25 protein-coding genes and 1 riboswitch are annotated in these 25950 nt (G+C 58.6%); of the genes, 21 read left to right on the top strand and 4 right to left on the bottom strand.

Annotated elements, in window-relative coordinates:
• Positions 1-109: 109 nt before the first annotated feature.
• The 3 genes from DW349_RS10920 (at position 110) to DW349_RS10910 (ending at position 2502) form a co-directional block, all read left to right on the top strand.
• Positions 110-535 carry an organic hydroperoxide resistance protein gene (locus DW349_RS10920; protein WP_108125304.1) on the top strand — a complete coding sequence of 142 codons (426 nt, stop codon included), beginning with the start codon at positions 110-112 and terminating at the stop codon, positions 533-535.
• Positions 536-960: 425 nt separating this feature from the next.
• A complete protein-coding gene (locus DW349_RS17370) occupies positions 961-1179 on the top strand; it encodes a hypothetical protein (protein ID WP_157954316.1) in 219 nt (72 codons plus the stop codon).
• Between the two features lie 97 nt (positions 1180-1276).
• Positions 1277-2502 (top strand): IS3 family transposase gene (locus tag DW349_RS10910; RefSeq protein ID WP_420820649.1). Its coding sequence is split into 2 segments (ribosomal slippage): positions 1277-1625 and positions 1625-2502, totalling 1227 coding nucleotides; the frame shifts between segments, so codons are not numbered across the junction.
• A 60-nt stretch (positions 2503-2562) separates the two neighbouring features.
• Here DW349_RS10910 and DW349_RS10905 read toward each other — a convergent pair.
• On the bottom strand, positions 2563-3501 hold the full coding sequence (locus DW349_RS10905) for a LysR family transcriptional regulator (protein ID WP_108125650.1): 939 nt from the start codon (positions 3499-3501) through the stop codon (positions 2563-2565).
• A 107-nt stretch (positions 3502-3608) separates the two neighbouring features.
• Between DW349_RS10905 and DW349_RS10900 the strand changes: the two genes are divergently transcribed.
• The 6 genes from DW349_RS10900 (at position 3609) to DW349_RS10875 (ending at position 8944) form a co-directional block, all read left to right on the top strand.
• Positions 3609-3857, top strand: a complete 249-nt coding sequence (locus DW349_RS10900; RefSeq protein ID WP_108125649.1) for a DUF1127 domain-containing protein — start codon at positions 3609-3611, stop codon at positions 3855-3857.
• A gap of 37 nt (positions 3858-3894) precedes the next feature.
• Positions 3895-4737 carry a PhzF family phenazine biosynthesis protein gene (locus DW349_RS10895; RefSeq protein ID WP_108125648.1) on the top strand — a complete coding sequence of 281 codons (843 nt, stop codon included), beginning with the start codon at positions 3895-3897 and terminating at the stop codon, positions 4735-4737.
• Between the two features lie 103 nt (positions 4738-4840).
• Complete coding sequence (locus tag DW349_RS10890) at positions 4841-5224, top strand: hypothetical protein (protein ID WP_108125647.1); 384 nt, start codon at positions 4841-4843, stop codon at positions 5222-5224.
• A 28-nt stretch (positions 5225-5252) separates the two neighbouring features.
• The gene (locus tag DW349_RS10885) at positions 5253-5690 is read left to right on the top strand and encodes a DUF6314 family protein (protein ID WP_108125646.1); all 438 of its coding nucleotides are present in this window, start codon (positions 5253-5255) and stop codon (positions 5688-5690) included.
• Positions 5691-5970: 280 nt separating this feature from the next.
• The gene (gene katG / locus DW349_RS10880) at positions 5971-8145 is read left to right on the top strand and encodes a catalase/peroxidase HPI (protein WP_108125645.1); all 2175 of its coding nucleotides are present in this window, start codon (positions 5971-5973) and stop codon (positions 8143-8145) included.
• Between the two features lie 103 nt (positions 8146-8248).
• Positions 8249-8944, top strand: a complete 696-nt coding sequence (locus DW349_RS10875) for an aspartate/glutamate racemase family protein (RefSeq protein WP_108125644.1) — start codon at positions 8249-8251, stop codon at positions 8942-8944.
• A 10-nt stretch (positions 8945-8954) separates the two neighbouring features.
• Here the strand turns inward: DW349_RS10875 and DW349_RS10870 are convergent, their stop codons facing one another.
• Entirely contained in the window at positions 8955-11198 is a 2244-nt protein-coding gene (locus tag DW349_RS10870) for a CHASE2 domain-containing protein (RefSeq protein WP_162824635.1), read from the bottom strand.
• A gap of 128 nt (positions 11199-11326) precedes the next feature.
• Here DW349_RS10870 and DW349_RS10865 point away from each other — a divergent pair, with 128 nt between their 5' ends.
• From DW349_RS10865 to DW349_RS10840, 6 genes are all read left to right on the top strand, one after another.
• Complete coding sequence (locus DW349_RS10865; protein WP_115667144.1) at positions 11327-11680, top strand: VanZ family protein; 354 nt, start codon at positions 11327-11329, stop codon at positions 11678-11680.
• Positions 11677-12123, top strand: a complete 447-nt coding sequence (locus DW349_RS10860; RefSeq protein ID WP_108125641.1) for a methylglyoxal synthase — start codon at positions 11677-11679, stop codon at positions 12121-12123. The genes DW349_RS10865 and DW349_RS10860 overlap by 4 nt, the downstream gene beginning before the upstream one ends.
• A 15-nt stretch (positions 12124-12138) precedes the next feature.
• A complete protein-coding gene (locus tag DW349_RS10855) occupies positions 12139-12408 on the top strand; it encodes a MoaD/ThiS family protein (protein WP_108125640.1) in 270 nt (89 codons plus the stop codon).
• 17 nt (positions 12409-12425) lie between these two features.
• Positions 12426-13511, top strand: a complete 1086-nt coding sequence (locus DW349_RS10850; protein WP_108125639.1) for a WD40/YVTN/BNR-like repeat-containing protein — start codon at positions 12426-12428, stop codon at positions 13509-13511.
• A 119-nt stretch (positions 13512-13630) separates the two neighbouring features.
• Positions 13631-14236, top strand: a complete 606-nt coding sequence (locus tag DW349_RS10845) for a YitT family protein (RefSeq protein ID WP_108125638.1) — start codon at positions 13631-13633, stop codon at positions 14234-14236.
• A 121-nt stretch (positions 14237-14357) separates the two neighbouring features.
• Positions 14358-15383: a LacI family DNA-binding transcriptional regulator gene (locus DW349_RS10840; RefSeq protein ID WP_108125637.1), complete on the top strand. Its 1026-nt coding sequence runs from the start codon at positions 14358-14360 to the stop codon at positions 15381-15383.
• 12 nt (positions 15384-15395) lie between these two features.
• Here the strand turns inward: DW349_RS10840 and DW349_RS10835 are convergent, their stop codons facing one another.
• The gene (locus tag DW349_RS10835) at positions 15396-16841 is read right to left on the bottom strand and encodes a glycoside hydrolase family 9 protein (RefSeq protein ID WP_108125636.1); all 1446 of its coding nucleotides are present in this window, start codon (positions 16839-16841) and stop codon (positions 15396-15398) included.
• A gap of 471 nt (positions 16842-17312) precedes the next feature.
• Between DW349_RS10835 and DW349_RS10830 the strand changes: the two genes are divergently transcribed.
• Both DW349_RS10830 and DW349_RS10825 read left to right on the top strand, forming a co-directional pair.
• Positions 17313-18650 (top strand): GH1 family beta-glucosidase, encoded by a 1338-nt coding sequence (locus DW349_RS10830; RefSeq protein WP_108125635.1) that lies wholly within the window; start codon positions 17313-17315, stop codon positions 18648-18650.
• A gap of 156 nt (positions 18651-18806) precedes the next feature.
• Positions 18807-19622 carry a substrate-binding periplasmic protein gene (locus tag DW349_RS10825; protein ID WP_108125634.1) on the top strand — a complete coding sequence of 272 codons (816 nt, stop codon included), beginning with the start codon at positions 18807-18809 and terminating at the stop codon, positions 19620-19622.
• On the opposite strand, the gene DW349_RS10820 is transcribed toward DW349_RS10825, so the two are convergent.
• Entirely contained in the window at positions 19619-20683 is a 1065-nt protein-coding gene (locus DW349_RS10820) for a Gfo/Idh/MocA family oxidoreductase (protein WP_108125633.1), read from the bottom strand. The genes DW349_RS10825 and DW349_RS10820 overlap by 4 nt on opposite strands.
• Before the next feature lie 215 nt (positions 20684-20898).
• On the opposite strand from DW349_RS10820, the gene DW349_RS10815 reads away from it, so the two are divergent.
• The 4 genes from DW349_RS10815 to DW349_RS10800 all read left to right on the top strand — a co-directional run bounded on the left by DW349_RS10815 (position 20899) and on the right by DW349_RS10800 (position 25653).
• On the top strand, positions 20899-22137 hold the full coding sequence (locus DW349_RS10815; protein WP_108125632.1) for an imelysin family protein: 1239 nt from the start codon (positions 20899-20901) through the stop codon (positions 22135-22137).
• Between the two features lie 53 nt (positions 22138-22190).
• Positions 22191-23600, top strand: coding sequence for a di-heme oxidoreductase family protein (locus DW349_RS10810; protein ID WP_108125631.1), 1410 nt, complete (start codon positions 22191-22193; stop codon positions 23598-23600).
• Positions 23601-23669: 69 nt separating this feature from the next.
• Positions 23670-24620 (top strand): hypothetical protein, encoded by a 951-nt coding sequence (locus DW349_RS10805; protein WP_108125630.1) that lies wholly within the window; start codon positions 23670-23672, stop codon positions 24618-24620.
• Positions 24610-25653, top strand: coding sequence for a DUF1513 domain-containing protein (locus tag DW349_RS10800; protein WP_108125629.1), 1044 nt, complete (start codon positions 24610-24612; stop codon positions 25651-25653). Before DW349_RS10805 ends, DW349_RS10800 begins: the two co-directional genes overlap by 11 nt.
• A gap of 82 nt (positions 25654-25735) precedes the next feature.
• A riboswitch (FMN riboswitch) is annotated at positions 25736-25917 on the top strand.
• The last annotated feature ends 33 nt before the right edge of the window (positions 25918-25950 follow it).

Genomic DNA, 25950 nt, shown 5'->3' with positions numbered 1-25950 from the left:
AAAAATACTAAAAGTTAAGAAATAAGAACTATATATCACCAATAGTATTTTCACCGCCTTAGAATGGCAACCTCATTCAACGCAGGGCAAACCGCCCGGAGGCCATAAAATGTCAATCGAACACGTACTGTATAACGCCGAAGCCACTGCCACTGGCGGCCGTGATGGCCGTTCCATCAGCTCTGACCGGGTATTGGACGTAGCGTTGTCTACACCTAAAGAACTGGGTGGCGCGGGTGGTGCTGGCACCAACCCGGAACAGCTGTTTGCCTGCGGTTATTCCGCTTGTTTCCTGGGTGCTCTGAAGTTCGTGGCCGCGCAAGACAAACTGGTACTGCCGGCCGAAACCACCGTCAGCGCGCGCGTGGGCATTGGTGGCATTCCGACCGGTTTCGGCATCGAAGTGGCTTTGACCATTCGTGTACCGAATCTGCCCGCTGAAAAAGTGCAGGATCTGGTGAACCGCGCACACGTGGTGTGCCCGTATTCCAACGCCACCCGCGGCAATATCGACGTCAGTCTGGCGGTTGCCTGAAGAGCAGCGGATTGAGGGCCTAACGCCGGTTCATAAACTGGCGTTCAGAGGTGGGCATGGTTGGTTCTTCCCTCTATGATCGACGGTCGGTGCGGTGTTCGAAGCATCATCGCACCAACCTTACGACTGATGGAGTCGCGCCGCTCGATAGGGCGTTCTGGAAAAAAACCAATAAGCCATAAGGAAACTCGATGTCTAAGTTGTCTACCCTAACCCGATCCCTCTCTCTTGTTGTTTTAGCGTCATTGCTCTCGGCCTGTGCCATCTTGCGACCGCCTTACGTTCCCGTGGAAGGCGTCGCCAGTACGGATGTTTATTTCGTTGACAGAACCTCAAAAACGTCCGGATTTCTGGACTACAAAGTCCAGCACGGCGATCTGAAACCCCGCTTCATTGTGGGTGAGGTGTTTGAAGAAACATCACAGATGGTGGTTTATAAAACGCAGTTGCCACTCGACACCGATGTCACCGTGATTGCCGACTACGATATGGGCAATTACACCTGCGATGTCGATATCGCCGTCAATTTAACGGAGCCGCGCGACTACTACGTGCACAGTACCTTCAGCTATAACGAAGGGTGCCGTCTGGGTGTGTTGTACCAAGAAGGCAACGACTGGGTGCCGGTACCGATTCTGAAGTAACCGGCGGTCGACAAAATAAAAAAGCACGCCCATTGAGCGTGCTTTTTTTATGGCCGTGACCCGTCCTGAAATACGTTGACACCCACAGGAGCAACGTATGGATAAGCCAACTATCACCCGTAAGAAGCGCACACAGCGTGATTACAACCTCGGCTTTAAACTGGCTGTCGTCGAGCAAGTCGAAAAAGGCGAACTCACCTACAAACAGGCGCAAGATCGCTATGGCATTCAGGGGCGCAGCACTGTGCTAGTCTGGCTGTGCAAGCACGGCCAACGCGACTGGACACAGACGAGGAGTGCCGCCATGCCCCCCTCAAAAGAAACCCCCGAGCAACGCATCAAGCGTCTGGAAAAAGAGCTGGATGACGAGCGCACGCGCAACCTGGTCCTCAATGAAATGATCACCATCATGGATGAAGAGCATGGGACCGAACTGCGAAAAAAGTATTTAGCCAAGGAGCGCGACGCCTTCAAGCGCAGGGCAAAGTAAGCCTGAGCCGGACGTGCGCGCTCTTTGGTTGCTCCCGGCAAGGCCTCTATCAGCGTGTGCAGCGGCACCGACGGCGCCAGGCCGAATTACAGCCGGTGCTGACGCTGGTTCAAGACGTGCGGCGACAGCTACCGCGACTGGGCACGCGTAAGCTGTATCACTTACTGCAGGCCGACTGGGAGCGATTGGGCATCAAGTTAGGTCGGGATGGCTTATTTGATTATCTGCGCCAACAGCGCCTGCTCATCCGCCCAAAGCGCCGCTACACCAAAACCACAGACAGTCGTCACTGGCTGAAAAGACACCCAAACCTCTACAACAACCAACGCTGGAGTCGTCCAGAACAGGCGTTTGTCGCCGACATCACCTACCTGGAGAGTCGAGAAGGCGTGCATTACCTGTCGCTGGTCACCGACGCCTTCTCGCGGCGCATTATGGGCCACGAACTGAGCCGAGAGATGAAGGCGACGGACACGGTGAAGGCGTTAACCCGAGCGCTGCGCCAGAGGATGTATGCTCATCCATTGATCCACCACTCGGACCGGGGTGTGCAGTACTGTTCGGCGGTCTATCAAGCGGTGTTGCGGCGGTATGAGGTCAAGCCGTCAATGACGGACGGGTACGACTGCTATCAAAACGCGCTGGCGGAGCGAGTGAATGGCATCCTCAAGCAAGAGTTTTTGGTTGAGCGCTGCAACACTTTTGAAGAGCTGGGGGTCTTGGTGGAGCAATCGATCAGGGCGTACAACCGGTTAAGGCCGCACTTGAGTCTGGGTATGAAAACGCCGGATGAAGTGCATAAAAAAGCCAGTTGCTGGGCGCAACTGGCTTGATTAAAACCGTCAACGTATTTTAGGACGGGTCACCGGCTTCTTGAACGCGGTCGTGAATACTTACGCCGATTCCAACACCGATTCGGTTTTGTTCGAGGCCGGAGCCGGGTCCATCCATAACCGTTTTGCCAGCTCGATTACCGCCGCCAGCGGGCGTCGTTCCAGTCGGTCGCGCCGTACCACCAAATTCAGGCCGGCAATGATGGGTGGATCGGCCAGAATGCGCACGCTGCCGCGTTGTTCCCAATGCTGTGCCAATTCCTTTTCCACCACACCGAATCCCAGGCCCGCACGAATCATCGACAGTGTTACGTGTTCGTCTTCGGACGATGACACCACCTTGGCATCTTCGCGTTCGCAACCGATGATGCCGGGCATCATGCGCGATACCGGGCAGTTGCACGACGCCCAGATCCACGGCATTTGCCGACGTTCTTCGCTGCTGGTGGGCAGGGTGGTGAGCTGAGTGTCTGGTGGTGCCACGATGCAGAATTCAATGTCGGCCAGACGCACCGCCGCCACGGCTTCGTGCAGTGGATCGCCGTACATAAAACCCAGGTCCATCTTGCCTTCGCGCACCTGGTCGGCAATCAGGTAGGAACTGCTGGTCACCAATTCCAATTGCGATTCGGGCAATTCTTTGGCCGCCCGGCGCAGCAATTGATCGACTTTCAAATATTCCGGCGGCGCGTTCAGCCCCAGTACCAGCGTGGTTGGTTTCTCGCTGCGCAGCGAGCGGGCGATTTCGTCCAGCTCGGCAATTTGCAGCAATGCCTGACGCGCCGGTGGCAACAGTTTGCGGCCTTCGGGCGTCAGTTCCATGCCACGGCTGGAGCGGTCGAACAGGGTTACGCCGAACTGTTCTTCCAACTGGCGTAAATGCTCGCTGACGGCCGAGGGCGTGCTGTGGCGGCTTTTGGCGGCGCGCGTCAGGTTGCCTTCGTCGGCGACCAGTACAAAGGAGCGCAACTTATCCAGCTTGATGTGGTTGATGTTCATGTTTTCCGAACGCCCCCTTCATTAAAGACTGATGGATAAACCCAGTGTAGGGCACTTTAATAGCAATCGCAGGTTGATCTCAATTCATATTTTCTGGAGGTAAGGCGATGAACACTGTATTGACTAACCACCAAAACGACGCCGTTCTGGACGCCGAACGCGCTGCCCGCAAAGCCTTGGGTGCACGCTTGAAGCGGGCACTGGCGACACTGAGAGACTGGGTTCGCCGTCACGAATCCCGCTCCCGGTTGCGTACTGAACTGATTGTGATGAACGTCACCTGGATCGAGAAAGACCTGGGTCTGACACCGGGCACCTTGCGTCGCGAAGCGAGTAAGCCATTTTGGAAGGAATGAACGACGGGCCTTCATGTTTGAAAACAGGAAAACGGTGATGAACGGACAATTGAAGCGCTATACCGCCTTTACGACTGAGCCAAGTGGCGGCAATCCTGCCGGCGTCTGGGTGGGCGACCACCTGCCCAGCGCCGCTGAGATGCAACAGATGGCGGCCGATGTTGGCTATTCAGAAACCGCCTTTATTGCCCCGGCGCAAGGTGCGAAGCGAACGGTGCGTTATTTCAGCCCGGAAGCCGAAGTGCCGTTTTGCGGCCACGCCACCATCGCTTCGGGCGTTGTGTTGGGGCAGTTGAGCGGTGCTGGTCGTTATACGTTTTCAACCCAGGCCGGCGACGTTGGTGTTCAGGTGCAGGCGCAGGCCGACCGCTACACGGCCGCCTTGACCTCAGTTGAGCCTCGCAGCGAGCCGGTTTCCGACGCGGTGTTGAGCCAGGCGTTGCAGTACCTTGGCTGGCGCGCCGATGAACTGGACACTGCCATTCTACCCAGAAAGGCCTATGCGGGCGCCTGGCATCTGGTGTTGGCGGTTGCTGAGAAACGCCGCCTGGATCGGTTGGATTACGATTTCGACGCGCTGAAAAATCTGATGCTGGCGGAAGGCCTGACCACCTTGCAGTTGGTGTGGCGCGAGTCCGACACCCAATTCCACGCGCGCAATCCGTTTCCGGTGGGCGGCGTTGTTGAAGACCCGGCGACGGGCGCTGCGGCTGCTGCATTGGGTGGTTATCTGCGCGAACTGGGTGTGCTGAATCCGCTGCCCAGGCAATTGACCATTCACCAGGGCGTTGCGATGGGGCGGCCGAGTGTGATTCGGATGGATGTGAATCCGGTTGGCGGCATTGTGGTGTCTGGTACGGCTGTGGAAATACCAGGCTGATGTTCGGTGTGTTTTCATCGCAGTGAATGACGTCGGCTTGGCGTCGAGCTAAGGCTGTGATCCAATCCCCGCACATTTAATTTCAGTGTGGTCGGACGCTAAGATGTTGAACTCCATTTCACCGCTATGGGCTGCATCGCTTGTTCAGCGTTTAGGTTGTGTGGTTTTGATGTTGGCTGGTGTGTCGGCCTGTTCCAGTGAGCGGGAAACTTCTTCGCTGTCTAACTGGCAAGGCCGCTGGTGGGGCGTGGAAGGCACCTATCTGGATATCGCTGGCGGGCCGGAGCAGTTTCAGCTGACCATCGCGAATCTGGATGGGCCGGTTCAATACACAGCGGTTGCCGATGGCGATCAGCTTCGGTTTGATTTGAACGGTGAAACGGCCGTTATTTTCGCGACCGATGGCGTTGGCAGCGGCATGAAATGGCTGGCTGAAAAAACCAATTGTTTGAAGGTCGAACCGGGCGATGGTTATTGCCGGGATTGATGAAAATTAATGCGCAAAAAAGCCCCGAATGTTTGACGTAGCTGCCAGCAATATTCTGAATTATTTCACCGGAGCCTGGCGGCTAGAGCGCCGGGTGACCGATCAGCCGTTGATGCACGGCGAGGCGCAATTTTCGCCGAGTGCTACGCAACCGAACCATCTTGATTTTGTCGAACGCCTGAGCTGGCCCGCGGCCAACGGCCAGCGCATTCAAGCCCAACGCGCTTACACCTATCGACGTACCGACACCGGCCTGGCGATCGATTTTGCCGATGGCGTAAGCACAGGGGCGTTGTTTCTGGCGTTCGATTTCGACCGCGCCTCGGAACTGACGTCGCATCATCTGTGCATTGCCGATCACTACGACGGTCGCTTTGTGTTCCATTCTGCACAGGCGTTTGAACTCAGTTTTCAGGTGGTCGGGCCGCACAAGGATTACCACATCCGCACGCGCTTCGAGCGCTGACTCTGTAATCGCAACCTGCATAGACGATCTTTCGTTTCCCCATCCCGTTTTTATGACCCTGGGTTGTTAGCGCCGGTGGCGGTGCGATGGCATTTAACCGGTCAATTCAACTCCCACCGCTGCCTAAGCCGCTTGAATACGGGTACTCGTCTCGATTAAGTCTGAAGCTATCGATCTCTTAATAATGATAAATTGGAGCAATTTAGGCCGAAGCGACTATACCTATAACCGCACGGCAGAGCTGTATTTGTGACTACGCAAACACTCAAAGGAGATCGCAATGACCGATAACAATAAATGCCCGTTTAACCACGCTGCGGGTGGCGGCACCACCAACACCGATTGGTGGCCTAAAAAGCTGCGACTCGACATCCTGCATCAGCACTCGTCGAAGTCCAATCCGATGGACGAGTCGTTTGATTACGCCGAAGAATTTAAAAAGCTGGACCTGGCGGCGGTGAAAGCCGATTTGAACGCCCTGATGACCGACTCTCAAGACTGGTGGCCGGCCGACTTTGGTCACTACGGCGGCTTAATGATTCGTATGGCCTGGCACAGTGCCGGCACCTACCGCGTGCAAGACGGCCGTGGCGGTGGCGGTACTGGCAACCAGCGTTTCGCGCCGCTGAACAGCTGGCCGGATAACGCCAACCTGGATAAGGCGCGCCGCTTGCTGTGGCCGATTAAACAGAAGTACGGCAATCGCATTTCCTGGGCCGATTTAATGATTCTCGCCGGTAACGTCGCGTTGGAATCCATGGGTTTCAAAACCTTTGGTTTCGCCGGCGGCCGTGAAGACATTTACGAGCCGGAAGAAGACATTTATTGGGGTCAGGAAAAAGGCTGGCTGGACGACAACCGTTACACCAAAGATCGCGATCTGGAAAACCCGCTCGCGGCGGTTCAGATGGGTTTGATTTACGTGAACCCGGAAGGCCCGAACGGCGATCCTGATCCGGTGAAAGCGGCTGTCGATATTCGCGAAACTTTCCGCCGCATGGCGATGAACGACGAAGAAACGGTGGCGCTGATTGCCGGTGGTCACAGCTTCGGTAAAACCCACGGCGCCGGCGATGCTGCGCTGGTCGGTGCCGAGCCGGAAGCGGCTGGAATGGCTGAACAGGGTTTCGGTTGGACCAGTAAGCACGGCAGCGGTAAAGCGGGCGACGCCATTACCGGCGGCCCGGAAGTGACCTGGACCACGACGCCAACGCAGTGGAGCAACAATTTCTTCGAAAACCTGTTCGGCTTTGAGTGGGAATTGACCAAGAGCCCGGCCGGTGCCAAACAGTGGGTCGCAAAAGACGCCGGTGAGATTATTCCCGATCCGTTCGATTCATCGAAGAAACGCAAACCGACGATGTTGACCACGGATTTGTCGCTGCGTTTTGATCCGGCGTATGAAAAAATCTCGCGTCGTTTTTACGAGCACCCGGAACAATTTGCCGACGCCTTTGCCCGCGCCTGGTTCAAACTGACGCACCGCGATATGGGTCCGAAATCCCGCTACCTCGGCCCGGAAGTGCCGCAGGAAGATCTGCTCTGGCAAGACCCGATTCCGGCGCTGAACCATCCGGTGGTGGATGCCGGCGACATCGCTCAGTTGAAGAAGAAAATTCTCGCGTCTGGTCTGTCGGTTGCTGAGTTGGTTGCGACTGCCTGGTCGTCCGCTGCCACTTATCGCGGTTCCGATATGCGCGGTGGTGCCAATGGCGCGCACATTCGTCTGGCTCCGGCTAAAAACTGGGATGCCAACGAGCCCAAGCAACTGGAAAAAGTGCTGAAGAAACTCGAAGGCATTCAGAGCGATTTCAACAGCGCCCAGACTGGTGGCAAGCAGGTGTCGATGGCCGATTTGATCGTGCTTGGCGGTGTGGCTGCCATCGAAAAAGCGGCGCAGGATGCGGGCCACGGTGTCACCGTTCCGTTCACTCCGGGCCGGATGGACGCAGCGCAAAATCAGGTCGATGAAGAAAGCTTCAGCTGGCTGGAACCAGCGGCCGATGGCTTCCGCAACTTCCAGAAGAAAAAGTACGCGGTGCGTGCTGAAGACATGCTGATCGATCGTGCGCAATTGCTGACGCTGACCGCGCCGGAAATGACTGCACTGGTCGGTGGCTTGCGTGTTATCGGCGCTAACCACGGTGGCAGCAAGCACGGCGTCTTTACTGATCGTCCGGGCAAACTGACCAACGACTTTTTCGTCAACCTGTTGAGCATGGACACCGAGTGGTCATCAACCGACGCGGATGAATCTGAATTCGTCGGCAAAGACCGCAAAACCGGCAAGCAAAAATGGACCGGAACACGCAACGATCTGGTGTTTGGTTCCAACGCTCAGTTGCGGGCAATTTGTGAAGTGTACGCAGGCGCGGATTCCGAAAAGCGCTTTGTCGATGACTTCGTAAAAGCCTGGGACAAGGTGATGAATTTGGATCGTTTTGATCTGAAATAAACACGCCTGAACGTTGGGCCAAAAAACGGCACGCTGCTCTGTCAGTGTGCCGTTTTTTTATGCAGACTGTGGTGCACTCTTTGGGATACAAAAAGGCACCGCTATGAAAACCATCGGTCTGTTGGGTGGCATGAGTTGGGAGAGCACGGCCGGTTATTACCGTGCCATCAACGAAGGCGTGAAAGCGCAACTGGGTGGCCTGCATTCAGCGCAGATTGCGCTGTACAGCGTCGATTTTGCACCCATCGAACAGCTGCAACATGCCGGCGATTGGGATGCAACGGCGCAGCTGTTAAGCGAAGCCGCGCTCAAGGTTCAAAGCGCCGGCGCGGATGCCTTGCTGATTTGTACCAACACCATGCACAAGGTCGCGCCGCAGATTGAGGCGGCGCTGGACATCCCGCTGATCCACATCGCCGACGCCACCGCGCAAGTATTACTGGACCAGGGTGTGAAACGCGTCGGCTTGCTCGGTACGGCTTTTACGATGGAACAGGCGTTTTATAAAGGCCGACTCGCGGAACGCTTCGGGTTGGACGTTGTGGTTCCCAACGACGCCGACCGCGCTTTGGTGCACGAGGTGATTTATCAGCAGTTGTGCTTGGGTGATATTCGCGCTGCTTCTCGTGATGCGTATATCCGAATCATCGAAGCGCTGGCGCGCGACGGTGCCGAAGCCGTCATTTTAGGGTGCACCGAAATCGGCATGTTGGTCAGCCAGAGCGACACCGCTGTGCCGTTGGTCGATACCACTGCCATTCATGCTGAGGCGGCGGTGGCCTTTGTTCTGGCTGACTGAGTTGGACTGTTTATTTACTGGTGTGCGTAAAACTGCCGTCCCAATCCTCGGGCAGGATTTCCTGTTCGAGGATTTCGATGCGTTCGAGATAGACGTCATACAATTTGGCGCGGCGGCTGTTCGTTTTCAGTTGTGAAAACGCTTCTTTGGCGGCTGACCACTGCTGTTGCAGATAGAGTTGATAAGCCGCATCCAAAGCGTCGAGTTCGACGCGTTGTTGCTGGCTGAGATCGCTCAATTTTCCCCAGGGTTCGAATACCGCCACAGGTTCGGTTTTGCCTTTCACGCGAATGCGATCGATCGGTCGAAAGGCCCAGTCGTTAATGGCGGCTCTGGTTTGCGGGCCGATCAGAATTTTCACGCCGTAAAATTTGGTGAGACTTTCCAGACGCGAGCCGAGGTTCACGGCATCGCCGAGCACGGTGTAGGCGCGGCGGTAAGTTGAGCCCATGTCGCCGACGTTCATCGGGCCGGTATTCAAACCGATGCCCACCTGAATTTCCGGGTAACCGAGCGCTTGTAATTCCGGGTTTAACGCTTCGGTGGTGGCGATCATCGCTACTGCGGCTTCCAGTGCGTGGCGTGGGTGTTCCGGGTCTTCCAAGGGCGCGCCCCAGAACGCCATCACCATGTCGCCGACGTATTTATCGATGGTGCCCTGGTGGTTGAAAATGACTTCGGTGATCGGAGTGAAATAGCGGTTCAGCAAATCTTTTAACTGCGTCGCACTGAGTTTTTCGGAAATGGTGGTGAAGGAGCGCACGTCGGAAAACAGTACGGTCATGTCGCGGTTTTCGCCTTCGAATCCGTAGGCATCCGGGTTCGATAACATGCGTTCAATGTGCGCTTTGGGCACGTACTGGCCGAACACATTGGTGACCTGTTGTTTGTGCCGCCGCTCGCTTAAAAACCCTTCCAATAAATGCAGCGTACCCAAAGCGGCGGTGAGTAACACGCTGCTTGCCAACGGCAGGGCCATTTGCTGACTCAGCCATAAATAAAAATTGATCGACACCAGAGCCGCCAACAACAACAGCGTGGCCGATGCCAATGCCAGCGGCCCCAGTCGATTCGATACCAAGGTAAAAAACGCACCCAGAATCAGCAGCAACACCGCCGTCATGGTGTGGCCGTAATCGGGTGTGTAGGGGAAGTTGCCGGCAAGCAGGCCGTTGAGCAGATTGGCGTGCACTTCCACACCGGGGAATTGAGTGCCAACGGGCGTGGTGCGCAAATCGGCCAGGCCTACCGATGAGGTGCCGATCAATACCAAGGCATTGGCGAATACGTCGGGGTCGGCCTGGCCGCGAATCACATCGGTGGCCGACACATACGGAAACTGGCCTTGCGGCCCAAGGTACGGAACCAGCACCCGGCCGGCGTCGACGCGCAGGGTTTTGTCGGCGAAATGCAGCCGGTCGATGACGTCGAGGCGGGCATTGAACGGCACGACATCGAGCTCGATGCCGTCCAAAAAGTAATAAGTCAGCCCCATGGCTAACGCCAGCGATGGGTAGAGTCCGTCTTCGTAGCGGGTGAATAACGGCGCTGAACGCAGCGTGCCGTCGCCGTCGATGGTCGGCACGATGGAGCCGGCGGTGACGGCCGCCTGTTGCAAGCGATCAACCGCCCCGGCGTAACCTTCGGCTTCCACGACCAATAATCGCTCGGCTTCGTCGTCGGTTAATTCGTAGACGGGGGCGGGCAGTTGGCCGATGCGCAGGCTGTCGTCGGCCTGAAACAGAAACGGCAGTACGACGTCGATGTTGGCGAAGCTGTCGGCCAGAATCTGGTCGTATTCGGTGAGCGGTAAAAACGGCGTCAGCGATTCGGCGAGGTCGGCGTTGCCGTCGGCCAGCGCTTGTTGTTGCAGTTGTCGGGTGGGGTTGAGCTGCGGTTCGGACATCAGAATATCGATGCCAACTACGACGGCGCCAGCTTCGGCTAGTTGGTTAACCAGCGTTGCTACCTTGTCGCGCGGCCAGGGCCAGCGGCCTTCGGTTTTCAGGCTGGCTTCGTCGATGTCGACGATGACGATGTTGTCGTCCGCACGGGGGAAGCGTTCACCGCTGTCGAGCAGTTGGAAGCGCCAGTCGTAAAACAGGTAGTCGAGCCGTTGGATAAAGGAAGTCTGATCGTAACGGGCGACAAAGAGGTGATAGCCGGCCAGCGATAAGGTGATCAAAAACCCCAGCGACAAAGCCGCCCAACGCAACCCATGGCGAGACAGCCAACGTGTGAATGCAAACCGCATGTCGAAATCAAACTCCCTGGATCGACCAGGGGGCAGCATAAGACAAGCCATGCGCTTTGTCCCGATTGGGCCATGCCGTAGACATGCCTTAGAGTGGCGGCGTCAAATTCAGTGCAAGGGGCATTGCGATGCGCATGGTTCGAGTGGGTTTTGGGGTCGCGTTGCTGGCGATCACGGTGTTGTCGTTGTTGCCGATTGAGCAGCCGGCGGTGTCGCCGAACGATAAGGTGAATCATCTGCTCGGTTGGGGGTTGATCGGGTTGCTGGGCGGCCTGAGTTGGCCGCGACGCTGGCGCGTCTGGCCGCTGCTGTGGGGCTACAGTTGGTTGATTGAAGTGGCGCAGGGGCTGACCGGGTATCGGCTGTTCAGCATCGCCGATGGGTTCGCCAATCTGGCCGGTCTGGCGCTCGCCGTTGTGCTGTTGTCGCTGTGGTATAAGATGCGGGCATTACCGCGAACAGGCGCCCGGAGGCCCGAATGAGCAAGACAGATCGCAATGTAGCCCTGGTGGCGCACGACAATAAAAAACGGGAATTGGTGGCCTGGGCACAAACCAACAGCGCCTTGCTGGAGCCGTTGGGCATTTACGCAACCGGCACCACGGGTAAGTTGATTGAGCAGGGGTTGAATCGGTCGGTGACCAAGTTACTGAGCGGCCCGCTCGGTGGCGACCAGCAAATTGGTGCCAAGATTGCCGAAGGCGAAATCGATCTGCTGATCTTTTTCTGGGACCCGCTGGAACCGCAACCGCACGATCCGGACATCAAAGCGCTGCTGCGCATTGCGGCGCTGTACAACATTCCGGTGGCGTGCAATCAGGCCAGCGCCGATTTCATGATTCAGTCGCCGTTGCTGTATGGCGATTACCAGCCGAACAAACCGGATTTTTCCATCTACACCCAGCGGGTTACACCGGCGGGTTGAGCCGGGAGGGCGGCCATGATCAAGGTCAGCTTCACCGAGAATTTGCAACGTCATATCCGCTGCGATGCGTTGGATGTGGCGCCGGGCACGCTGGATGCGGTGCTGGCGCAGGTGTTTGAACGATACCCGCCACTGGCGGGCTATCTGCTCGATGATCAGGGCGAGTTGCGCAAGCACGTCATGCTCGCTATCGATCAACAACTGGTGCAAGGCGCCATGCCGCATCAACAGGTGCTGGCAGCGGGCAGTCGCCTGCACATCATGCAAGCACTCTCTGGCGGTTGATAACCTGGAGGCAACGGATGGTGGATCGGATTCTGTTCTGGACGCGCAAAGGCCTGGTGGAAATGCGGGCTGGTGATCACGGCTTTGACTACGCTCAAACGCATTTTCTCGGCGAGCCGGTATCGGCCGCGGCCGTTGGGCCAGACGGCACCTGGTGGTGCGCTTTGGCGCTGGGTCATTTTGGTTCGAAACTGCATCGCTCGACCGACCTGGGCGCCAACTGGCAGGAAGTGGCGGTGCCGGTGTTTCCGGAAAAACCGGACGACCCGGACGATAAAAACCCCTGGGCACTGGAACAAATCTGGTGCCTGGAACCCGATCCGCAAATTCCCGGCCGACTTTGGGCGGGCACCATTCCCGGCGGCTTGTTTCGCAGCGACGACGGCGGTGACAGCTGGTCGTTGAATCAGGCGTTGTGGAATGTACCGGCGCGCAAAAACTGGTTCGGCGGCGGCTTCGATAACCCCGGCCTGCACTCCATCGCCATTCATCCGGAAGATTCCGACAGCTTGACTGTCGCCATTTCCAGCGGCGGCGTGTGGAAAAGTGAAGACGCCGGCAACCATTGGCGGCAGGTCGGTAAGGGATTGCGGGCCGAATACATGCCCGAAGACATGCAGTTCGATCTGGTCAATCAGGATGTACACCGCTTGATGGCCGCGCCATCGAACCCGGACTGGGTTTGGGTGCAGCATCACAACGGCGTTTTTGTGTCGTCCGACGGCGCCGAAACCTTCCGCGAATGCACGCCGGATCCGAGCGCTTTCGGCTTTGCCGTCGCGGTGCATCCGAAGCGTCCGGAAACCGCCTGGTTTGTGCCGGGCGTAAAAGACCAATACCGCTTTCCGGTGGATCAGGCGTTGTTGGTGACGCGCAGCGAAGACGGCGGCAAAACCTTTCAGGCGCAGCGCCAGGGTTTGCCACAAGGCGGCAGTTTCGATCTGGTGTATCGGCACGGCCTGGCGGTCGATCGCACCGGCAATACTCTGGCGTTTGGCACCACGACCGGCAACGCCTGGTGCAGCCGGGACGGCGGTACCAGCTGGCAATTGCTCAGCCATACTTTGCCGCCGGTGTATGGGGTCAGTCTGATCAACGCCTGAGTCCTGTTCGTTTTGCTTGCCGAGCGGAAACCAGACTTGCCACTGAGCTGACCGCCCTTTACTTCACGGCGGCCAGCGCGCTGGTAAGATGCGCCCCTTTCATTTACGGAGCGCTGTTTGTGAAAACTGCCACCACCACTCATTCCGTTCCCGAAGATGCGCTGGCGCTGGTTGCCGGCGCTTTGTTTGTGTCGCTCGGTTTGTTGCTGTTCAAGCATCAGGGCTTTCTGACCGGCGGCACGGCGGGCCTGGCGCTGGTGTTGACCAAGGTGCTGCCGTTCAGTTTTGGTCAGGTGTTTTTCGTTATTAACCTGCCGTTTTACTGGCTGGCGTACAGCCGCATGGGCGGGCGGTTTACGCTCAATACGTTTGTCTCGGTCGCGGCGGTGTCGTTGCTGGCCGATAACCTGTCGCTGGTGATTGAGCTGGGCCGCGTCAACGCTATCTTCGCGGCCATCATGGGCGGCTTTCTGATCGGCACTGGCATGCTGGTGTTTTTCCGTCATCGTTCCAGCCTGGGCGGCGTGGGCATTCTGGCGTTGTACGTGCAGGAACGATTCGGCCTGAGTGCCGGTCGGCTTCAGATGGGCGTCGATGTTGCCATTGTCTGTGTGGGTTTCTTTCTGGTGCCGTTGCCGGTGTTGGCGCTGTCGATCCTCGGTGCGCTGGCGCTGAATGTGGTGATTGCTTTGAACCATAAACCCGGTCGCTATCAGATCACCTGAAACGCCACTTTTCGCTTGTTTGAACGCAGACTCCCAGCCGTTGGCGGCTGAAAGCCGCGCCCGGCTGGTGTAGGCTTGCCGACGGTTCAGCCGCGCGTTTTGATGAGAGGAAAGCGAATTCATGGCCACCATTCGGGAAGTGTCCAAACACGCACAGGTGTCGGTGGCAACGGTGTCGCGTGTGGTCAATGGCAATAAATGGGTGGCCGAGGCAACGCGTCAGCGCGTGCTCGAAGCCATGGCCGAGTTGGGCTATCAGCCGAATTCCTTTGCGCGCAGTCTGGCGACGAACAAGTCCGAAACCATTGGCATGGTGGTGGGCGATCTGTCCGGTCCGTTCTTTGGCGAGATGATGCAATACGCCGAACAGGTGGTCCGCGATGCCGGCAAACATCTCATCATCACCAGCGGCCACAGCACCCTCGATGAAGAACGCGACGCGGTGCAATTTCTGCTCAAGCGACGCTGCGATGCGCTGATTCTGCATCTCGATTTAATGCCCGATGCGGAAATTGTCGAACTGTCTCAACGGCAATCCACACCCATCATTCTGGTCAACCGGCTGGTGCCGGACCTGGCCGAGCAGTGTGTTTATCTGGACAACGAAGCCGGCGGTTTTCTGGCAACGCGGCATTTGCTTGAACGTGGACACCGGCGCATCGCCTGCGTGACCGGGCCGCTGTACAAGGCGGATGCGCGCGCACGTCTGGCGGGTTATCGGCGTGCGCTTGACAGTGTCGGTCTGGATTACGACGAGCAATTGGTGGTCGAAGGCGATTTCCTGGAGCCGGGCGGTGAAGTGGCCGTCGCTGCATTGCTGGCACGCCAGGTTGCGTTCAGCGCGGTGGTGGTTGGTAACGACTTGATGGCGATTGGTGCCATCAACGGGTTCAAACAACGCGGCCTGAATATTCCCGGAGATGTCAGCCTGGTGGGCTACGACGATGTGTTGATGGCCGGCTATCTGGAACCGCCATTGACGACGGTGCGCGTGCCGGTGGCGGAATTTGGCAGCGAGGCGGGTCGGTTGGCGTTAAAGCTGGGCGAAGGCATTGATTGCGAGATTCACAACCGTTTTCTGCCAACCTTGATTGAGCGCGGTTCCACCGCCGATCTGGCACCGCAGCCGTCTCCGACCGCCGCCTGAACTATGGCGTTGTCAGCGCGGCCCCGCCACCAGCAACGATAGATAACAGGCCCAGGGCGACTGGGCATCCAACCGGACCGCATTGGCCGACGCCTGTGGCTCATCCCGATATTCCGCTTGCGCGGACTGCACACCAGCAGCCAACAAACCCGGCGCGGCCTGCAACGCGCCCGAGATCAGCGGTGCGAACTGCGGTTGTTGCACCTGGCCGTCGGCATTGCCTGTGGTCCAGGTTTTGCCGTGCGGGTTGTGACCGAAAAACCAGCCACTGAGATCGAACGCCGCGTCGTACCAGGTGCGGCGACCGGTCAGTTGGTGCAACCAGAGCAGTTGAGTTCCGAGCGTTGCCAAGGTGCCATTGTTTTCTTCGGAATGGTTGTCTTTGGAGTGGTTGTCTTTGGAACTGTTGTCATCCCGACTGGCCTGCAACCGCGCGAACGGCTGTTGCAACTGGCGATCACGTTCGGCGTGAAAGGTCTTTTCCATGCGCGTCAGTAAGGCGTCTTTGAGTACGCGATCCTGATGCGGCATCGCCAGAAAATTAAACAGCGCCAGAAAATTCAGTTGCTGCCAGCCGGGTTGGGCGTCGCCCAGGCGGTCGCTGCCCGCCAGTTCCCACAGGCGGGCGAAATGCCGATCGGCCAGTTCGGATGGGTCGCTCCAGCTGCGGGCGACGTCAGCCCAGAGGCGATTGTCGCGTTCATCGGCATCGGCATAGGCTTGGCCGAAACGAGCGTCATCGCTCGTTGGCGCTGTTATCGATTCCGGATGCAACGCCAGAAACTCACTGGCGCGTTGCGCCGCCAAACGGCATTGGCGCGCCAGCTGCCAATCGTCCGCGATACCGGAATGGGCAAAGGCTGCGCCAGCCAGATGCAGCACGGCGGCTGCGTTGGCGGTGGCGGCGGTGCTGATCGGCATCAGCCAGCGCTGGCGTTGATCGTCAGCCGGGGCTTCGGACAAACCGGCCGGATGTTCGCTGCACAGCTTGTGATGCACGGCGCCGTCGCCGCGCTGCATCGCCAACAAAAATCGTAATGAAGGCTCGACCAGATCCAGCACCGCCGGGCGATGCAGGCTGTAGCTGTGCATGGGTTGAATGCGTTCAGGCAGCGCCTGTGGGCGAATCATCCAGGTCAGCAAGGGCAGGGCAATCGACCAGGCGGTGCTGATTGCGTAGTGGCCGTAATCCGGGCCGTCGTACCAGCCGCCGGTTAAATCGCGACGATCATCGCAGCCGTAAACCGGCGCTTGCCGGTCCTGCTGGTGAGCGTTCGGGTAGGCGGCGCTGTTGAACCAATGAAAGGCGCCCCAGGCCAGATCGCGATGCTGACGCAAGGCTTCTGCGGTCAGACCTTTGGTCTGAGCGTCTTGAACTGGGGTCGTTGCTGACGCCGGTTGAAAGCTGTGCGGGGTTAACAACCGGCCGGTATTCGAATGCTTGGATTGAAGCGTCATGCAGAAAACCTCGGCATCACGGCGACAGGGACGGCCAGACTGGAATGGAGCAACGCATCTGAAATCCTGATCATTGTTGTTGTGGCGCGAGCGTTCGGTCCGTCGTCAGGCTTGACACCTCAGAGGACCGAATTTAGGGTAACTGTAAACGGTTACAGTAACTCTGTCCAACCCGGCCAGAGGACACAATAAGAACCATTGCGAACACCCATCAGCGACTGCACGACACGATGAATTGGCGCGGTTGAGGTGTTCCATAATGCAGCCGCTAACCCTGATTCCGGATTGCCTAGTCATCGGCGCGTTCCATAGACCGACACTCAGCCAGCGCTCGGGTTCGATATCGCTGCGAATGTCGATCTACCGGCGCGCCGGTCGACAAACGAGAGAGTGCCTGCACATTGGTGCAGCCAGGCATTAACTGACCTTGATGATGTTCGGGCCGTGAGGCCCCTAAAGTTGGAGAACTGTATGAGTTTTAATTTACCGGCCGATTCGCGTTTGGCGCGCAAGGATTTTCTGTTCGGTGTCGCCACGGCGTCGTTCCAGATTGAAGGCGCGGCATACGAAGACGGCCGTACCGAAAGCATCTGGGATCGTTTTTGCGCGACGCCGGGCAAGGTGTTGGGTGGCGATAACGGCGATGTCGCCTGCGACCATTACCACCGCTGGCCGCAAGATCTGGACATGATTCGCAAGCTGGGTTTCGACGCCTATCGTTTCTCCATCGCCTGGCCGCGCATCGAGCCGCAACCGGGGGTTTGGAATCAGGCCGGTTTCGATTTTTACGATCGGCTGGTGGACGGCATGCTGGAGCGCGGCATTCGTCCGGTGGCAACGCTGTATCACTGGGATTTGCCGCAATATCTGGGCGACCGTGGCGGCTGGGTAAATCGCGATACCGCATACCGTTTTGCCGATTACGCCGATCAGATCACCCGCGTTTTGGGCGACCGGGTGGAAAGTTACGCGACCTTGAACGAACCCTGGTGCGCCGGTTTCCTCAGCTATCGTTTGGGCATTCATGCGCCGGGTCTGAAAGACGATCGTCTGGGTTTCCAGGCGGCGCATCATCTGTTGCTCGGCCACGGTCTGGCGTTGCCGGCGATGCGCGCCAATGCGCCGAAAGCCGACCACGGCATCGTGTTGAATTTCACGCCGGCCTATCCGGCCACCGACAGCGCTGAAGATCGCGCAGCGGCCGATTATTCCGATGAAGAAAACAGCCACTGGTATTTGCAGCCGTTGCTGACCGGCGAATACCCGTTGGCGGTGCGCGAGCGTCACCCGGAATGGATGCCGACGGTGTACCCGGGCGATATGGAGATTCTGGCGCGGCCGATCGATTTCCTCGGCATCAACTTCTATACCCGTGCCGTGGTCAAAGCCGGTGAACACAGCGATTACGAGTCCATCCCGCAGGATGCGCCGAAAACCGACATCGGTTGGGAAATCTACCCGCAGGCGTTGACCGATCTGATGACTGGCTTCAAGGCGCGTTACGACAATCTGCCGCCGATCTACATCAGCGAAAACGGCGCGGCCGACAACACCCCGGTGGTCGATGGTGTGGTGGACGATCAGATGCGCGTCGGCTATTACGACCAGCATCTCAACGCGGTGCACAACGCCATCGAACAGGGCGTTGATGTGCGTGGCTATTTTGCCTGGAGCCTGATGGACAACTTCGAGTGGGCCGAAGGTTACAGCCAGCGGTTTGGCATCGTGCACGTCGATTACGATTCGCTGGTGCGCACACCCAAACGCAGTTCAGCGGTCTTTACCGATTGGCTGGCGCAGCGTCGCTGAGTTGTACAGGACGAAAGGCGGGATTGTGCTTGTCCCAGAGCGCTTCTAGTATGGCTATCTAGTAAATAGTGCGACGCCGTGAATACGGCGTCGTTGTTTATTGGTGGTTCTGTCGAGACACGGAAAGTCTCCGCACTTTCCTAATCGGAGTTCCCCATGAAGCCAGTATTGGGACGTTGGTTTTGCCTGGTCGGCCTGGTGTTGCTTGGTGCCACCTTGCGCGCCGAATCGAATGGTCTTGGTTGCGAACATCTGGTCGCGACCGGCAATCCGGATTACCCGCCGTACCTGTGGCGCCCCGAACCGAACAGCCCGGTCCTGGTTGGTGCCAACCAACTGTTGCTGGACGAAATCAGCCGGCGGCTCGGCATTCCGATCGACGTCGTTTACACCGGTTCCTGGTCCCGGGCGCAAGAAGAAGTACGCGCTGGCCGGGTGGATTTGATCGCCGGTGCCTTCTTAACCCGGCAACGGCTGGAATACATGGATTACCTGTATCCGGCCTTTTTCACCACCCGCAGTCTGGTGTGGACCCGTCAGGACCAACCTTTGGCGTATCAAAAATGGGAAGACCTCGCCAATTGGCAAGGCATCACGCTGATCAACAACAGCTTTGGTCAGGAATTTGACCGCTACGCCAACGATCACCTCACCCTCGATTCAGTCGCTTCGCTCGATCAGGCCATGCGCATGCTGGCACAGGGGCGCGTCGATTATCTGTTGTACGAAGAGTTTCCAGCCGAGGCCTACGCCAAACGGTTGGGCCTGGGCGATCAACTGCGTTCGCTGGAACCGCCGATCAGCCAGGAGTTGTTGTATCTGACGCTGTCGCACCGCTCGCCCTGCAACAACGGGGAATTGCGCGGTCGGTTGTCGCAAATCCTGACCGATATGCTGGTCGACGGCAGCGCTCAACACGCCTTGGCGCAAGGCTTGAGCGACTGGCAACGCAGCCAGTCGCAGGCGGATTAACGTTCGGCGGACGCCGGTCGGCGGTACTGCCACGCCAAACGCTGACCCAAACGTGCGGATTCTTCCGCCCGATCCAGTGTGTAGAGCAGGGCGCAAGCGTCGTCGAGACTGACCGGAGCAGCGCCTGCGCCGTGAATGGCCGCCGCCAGTTGTCGATAAAAGTGGCGATAGTCGCCCGGCTGCGGTGCGGCCTCGCGCTGCCCTTCGGCGGTGCTGATATGTACGCTTTGTGGCGTGCCCAGGTTCGGGTAAGCCGCCTCGTCCGGGCGCTGATCGGCACGCAGTGCATCTTCTTGCGGATCCAGACCCCAACATTGCCAGCCACCGCCGTCGAAACGTGCGTTAAAGCGACGCATGGCGCCGGCTTCAAACGGCGTTGAGCCGAGTACGACTTCGCGCTCGGCGTAATGCAGTTGCAGTTCAAACCAGTCGGTGGTTTGACCACCGTTTCGCAGCGTGCGCAGTTGCGCGGTTAAAGCCTCGGGCGCGCCGAGCAGGTGCAAGGCCTGGTCGATCAGATGCGGCCCCAAATCCCAAAAAATACCGCTGCCTTCGCCCGGCTGTTCGCGCCAGCGCGCCTGTGGCTGCGGGCGAAAACGATCGAAACGCGAATCCAGATGTTTCAGCGCACCCAACTCGCCGCCATCGCACAGCGTTTTTAAGTGTAGAAAGTCGCCGTCAAAGCGGCGGTTCTGATACACGCACAGCGTGCGTTCTTGTTGTTCTGCCAGCGCCGCCAGGGTTTCCATCTGCGTCAGTCGGGTTACCGCTGGCTTTTCCAACAGCACGTGTTTGCCCGCCTCAAGCGCGGCCTTTGCCAGCGGGAAATGCAGCTCGTTGGGCGCGGTGATGACGATCAGGTCGATGTCGCTGGATTGAATCAGCGCCTCGGCGTCGGCGACAACCTGCGTTTGCGGATAGCGCGCCTGCACCACGTCCGCTTGCCGGCTGGCAACGGCGCTCAGTGAAAAAGCGTCCAGCGCTTCGATAAAGGGGGCGTGAAACACACGGCCGGACAAGCCATAGCCAATCAGGCCGGTACGAATGGGCGCGCTGGGCATCGAAAAATCCTCGGCGGTAAAAAGAAGGGCGCAGTGTGCCGCAACCCGGAGTGGCTCGCCAACCACCTCGACTTGTATCTATAAATGCAAGTCATTATCATCCGTACTCCGTTATGCGATCAGTTGTTATTTTTATCTTTGGCTGGGTCGCGTTTTCAAAGCACAGCATTCCAAACGACGTATTAAAAAAACCGTTTTTAAAAAAGGAGTTATCCATGCATCGCTCGCTCATCGCCCCGGTGGCGGTCTGTACACTGGTTATTGGCGTCGCCCAGGCAGCCGCTCCCAGCAAGGAAGACATCGTGGCGCAATACGCCGATGTGGCCCTGGCGACCTACCAGGCCTCTCTGGATTCAGCCCAAGACCTGGAACGTTCCATCGATCGTTTTCTGGACAAGCCGTCGGCCCGCCGACTGAACGCCGCCCGCGACGCCTGGATTGAAGCGCGCGAAGACTACCAGCAGTCCGAAGTGTTTCGTTTCGGTAACCCGGTGGTAGACGACTGGGAAGGCCAGCTCAACGCCTGGCCGCTGGATGAAGGTCTGATCGATTACGTCGACGCCAGCTACGTGCACGAACTGGGCAACCCCGGCGCCACCGCCAACCTGATCGCAGCCAGCAGCGTTCAGGTGGGTTCCGAACTCATCGATGTGAACGAGCTGACGCCCGACCTGTTGGCGTCACTGAACGAACTGGGCGGTTCCGAGGCCAACGTGGCGACCGGCTACCACGCCATTGAATTCTTGCTCTGGGGCCAGGATCTGCACGGCACTGCCGCCGGTGCTGGTGAGCGTCCGTACACCGATTATCTGGTCGGTGACGACTGCACCAACGGCCATTGCGATCGCCGCGTCGCCTATCTGGAAGCGGCTGTGGATCTGCTGATTTCCGATCTGGAATACATGGTCGATCAATGGTCCGAAGACCAGGCTGACAACTACCGCGCAACCTTGCTGAGCGAGCCGACTGACAACGCGCTGCGTCGTGTTTTCTACGGCATGGGCAGCCTGGCGTTGGGTGAACTGGCGGGCGAGCGCATGAAAGTGGCGCTGTCGGCGTTTTCCACCGAAGACGAACACGACTGCTTCTCCGACAACACTCACAACTCGCATTTCTACAACGCTCGCGGCATCCGCAACGTTTATCGCGGTGAGTTCGGTCGTAAGCATAGCGATTCCATTCGCGACTACCTGCGCGCCAACGATCCGGAACTGGCCGACCGTGCCGACGCGGCCTTTGCCAACGTCGATGCCGCTCTGACTGACATCGTGGACTCGGCAGAGAAAGACAACGTTCACTTCGATCAACTGATCGATATGGACAACAGCGAAGGCCACGCACTGGTTCAGGCCGCCATCGATGCCTTGGTTGCCGAAGCGCGCATCATCGAAGAAGTGGCGCTGGCGATGGATATCGATCGTCTCAATCCGGATAATGCCGATCACGAATTCTGAGTTTTGTCTGGGGCTGGGCGATCCAGCCCCCTGACCATTTGAAGTGAGATCGCATGAACCTTGTGACCACTGGCCGCCGCCGTTTTCGGTTGGGCGGCCTGCTTGTTTTTGTTCTGTCAGCATTGCCGGCGTTGGCTGATTTGCCGCTCAGTGGCGGCGACACCAGCCATTACGACACCAGCGTCAACGCCTTTTCGTTACCCGCCGCGAACCTCTCGTTCGAGCAGCGGCTGGACTTTTCCGTCGGCAATTCTTTCTTTCGCAATCCGTGGATTCCTGCGCCGGCAACCACCACCGCGCGTGATGGATTGGGGCCGTTGTTCAACACCAACGCCTGCCAGAGTTGCCATATCAAAGACGGCCGCGGCCATTTGCCCGACGGCGACGCCGACAACGCCGTCTCCATGCTGGTGCGGCTGAGCATTCCAGCGGACGCGTCTGTTACCCCCGAATTTTTGCGCCAGAACGGCGCTGTGCCTGAGCCGACTTACGGCGGCCAATTTCAGGACGCCAGCATTCCCGGCACTCAACCCGAAGGTCGGGTGCGCATTCGTTTTAATGACGTATCGCATCAACTGGTCGACGGCAGCGTCGTTGAATTGCGTCAGCCCGAAGCGGTGTTTTCGCAACTGAGCCAGGGCGACATGCACCCGCAGGTGATGACCTCGGTACGCTTGGCACCGGCGATGATCGGCCTGGGCCTGCTCGAAGCGGTGCCCGAGACGGACATTCTCGCCTGGGCCGATCCGGACGATGCCAACGGCGACGGCATTTCCGGTCGCGCCAACCAAGTCTGGAACGTGCAAACCAACGACACCGATTTAGGTCGCTTTGGCTGGAAAGCCGGGCAGCCTAGCTTGCGCCAGCAAAATTCAGCCGCTTTTAACGGCGATTTGGGACTGACCACGGAACTGTTCCGCGATGAAAATTGCACGCCGAAACAGCCGGTCTGTGCACAGATGCCAAACGGCGGCGACCCGGAAGTGCGCACCGAATTGCTCGATGCGGTGACCTTCTATTCCGCTCATCTCGGTGTGCCGGCACAACGCGGCCACAACCGGCCTGAAGTCCAGCGTGGCGAACAACTGTTTGCCGACAGCGGCTGCGCCGGCTGCCATCGCCCGACCATGACGACGCCTGCCTTGCCGAACCGTCCGGCGTTATCGAACCAGACCTTCCATCCGTTCACCGATTTGCTGCTGCACGACATGGGGCCGGGCCTGGCAGACCATCGTCCTGAGTTTTTGGCCGACGGCTCTGAATGGCGTACGCCGCCGCTGTGGGGCATTGGCCTGGTGCCGACGGTGAACGGCCATCAACAGTTGTTGCACGACGGCCGTGCCCAGTCGGTGTTTGAAGCGATTCTGTGGCACGGCGGTGAAGCTGAATCCAGCCGGCTGGCGTTTGAGGGCTTATCGGAGTCGGATCGCGCGGCGCTGATTGAATTTGTGAATTCGTTGTAGTTGTTAGGAGTTGTTAAGTAGTTGTTAGTCGTTGTTAAGCGTTAATCATCGTTATCGGAGTTAAGAAGCATGCGGTATCAGAGTGTGATGTGGCTGGCGATGCTGTTGGGTTCTGCGCAGGCCGCCTGGTTAGACGATTGGGAAGCGGCGCAGAGTCAGGCCATTGTCGATTGGCAACAGGCCGGCGTGGAGATGGCAACGCAGATTCAACAACAGTGCGCCAATGCTCAGGATGAGCGATTGAATGGCAGCCAGCGCGCGGCGTTGCAACCGGCGTGGCAAGCCTTGGTGACGCAGTGGGGCGTGGTCGCCAGCCAGGGCGCGGCGGTGGTCGATGAACTGGGTCTGGGTTACCGCATCGCGTTCTGGCCGGACAGTCGCGGCATCGTTGCGCGCCAGATGCAGACGCATCAACAGGAACGTGACGCCGGCACTTACCAATCGCTGCAATTGGCCGGGCACGGCATTCAAGGGTTGGACTGGATGCTGGCGCAGGCGCAACCCGACTGCGTGTTGCTGAGCGATTGGGCCGAAATGTATCAAGGTTATTTAACGCAAATTGCCGCCGAATTACCGCTGACGTTAACGCCAGCCGACCGCGCCCTGGCGCTCGCCGCGAACGATTTGTACGCCCAGGCCAGCCGCCTGAATCAGCGCTTGCGTGAAGTCATCCCGGCCGCCGATGGCCGTTATCGCCCCTTTATGGGTGACGTCTCACAAACCGGCCAGTCGTTGACCTGGGTGGCCGGCGGCATGGTCGATCTGGCGCAGCGCATGCAGCGTTTAACCGGCGCCTTCCCGGACGATTCGCAAAATGCCAAAGCCGCCGAACTCAGCGCTCAACTGCTCGATCTGGCGGCTGAACTGCCGGCCGGTTGGCCGGTGGACGACGCCAAGGCCGCCTGGGTGTTGAGCGAACGCATTCGGGCCGCGAACGTCGCTGTCGAACATTGGCTCAGCGACGACGTGGCACAAACCTATGGCTTGCTGATCGGGTTTAATAATCAAGATGGCGATTGATCGACGTACCTTTCTGGCGCTGGCGGGCATGACCACGCTGGCGCCCTGGCTGCGCGCCGAAGGTCGGCAGCGGCTTTGGTTGGGCACGGCGCACGGCTTGGACGATCACTACTATCTGGCGGCATTAAATGCGGATGGCGCACTGCGTTACCGCACCGAATTGCCCGGACGCGCGCACGGCTTTGCGGTCGATTCCGAGCAGCGCCGGGCCTGGGTGTTCGCCCGTCGTCCCGGTGACTGGGCCGGTTTGTTTGACCCGGCCGATGGCCGTTTGCAGCAGCAACTGGCGCCGCAACCAGAGCGCATCTTTGTCGGCCACGGTTGCTGGCAGGGCGATCTGTGCTGGATGCCGCTGGGGCATGCCCAAAGCAGTCGCGTGCATTTGGGGGTCTGGTCGGCGTCGCAAAACGCCTGGATCGATGATCTTGAGCTGCCCGGAACCGGCGCGCATCAGATTGTTGCGCATCCGCATGGCGGAGCGGCATTGGCGGTCGGCGGCCTCGGCAACGGCGTGCGCCAGGGCGATACCTCCTTCAAGAGTGCCTTGATTCTGCTGGACGCTCAGGGCCGGGTGCGGGCGGAATTGCCATCGCCCGGACCGGGATTTTCGGTGCGGCATCTGGATGTCGATGCCGATTGGGTTTACGTCGGGCTTCAATATTACGGCCCCGGCCGCACCGACTTACCGCTGGTGTATCGCGTCAGTTGGCAACAACCGAGCTGGCAGCCGCTGGTTGCCGAACCCTGGCACTGGTTGCAGATGAACAACTACATCGCCAGCGTGGTGGCCTACCCCGGTGGCGTCACCGTGAGTTCGCCCAAAGGCCATCATCTGCTGCATTGGCGCGGGGACGCGCCGGTGGTGGCCGAGCCGATGCGCGACATCGCCATGCTGGCTCAGGCCGATGGCGAACTGTGGGCGGCCAACGGCCTGGGCACCTGGCAAACGCAGGCTACGGCAGACGGCGCCGAACACGCCCACGGTCAACTCGATCTGGCCTGGGATAACCACGGCGATGTCGCCTGGGTCTAAGTCATTCGCCACGCCGCTTGAACAAGTTGTTCCATTTTTCTGCATTGTTCACAGCCTGCGCCAGGCGTACCATCGCAGCGTTTTTCAACTTCAGGGCGGGGTGCAAGTCCCCACCGGTGGTAGCGCGATAGGGCGGGTGCCCGATTCGCGGAGCCCACGAGCGCCTGTTTTGGTTTTCACGAAGCAGGGTCAGCAGATCAGGTACGGTAGCCGTTTCACCCAAGCCTGAGCCGACGGTAATAGTCCGGATGAAAGAAGTTGACCGCAGCCTCGCCATTGTTGGCGGGGGTGGCCGTT

This window comes from Saccharospirillum mangrovi (assembly GCF_003367315.1).
Lineage (GTDB): Bacteria > Pseudomonadota > Gammaproteobacteria > Pseudomonadales > Natronospirillaceae > Saccharospirillum > Saccharospirillum mangrovi.
This window is presented reverse-complemented; position numbering and strand designations above follow the sequence as displayed.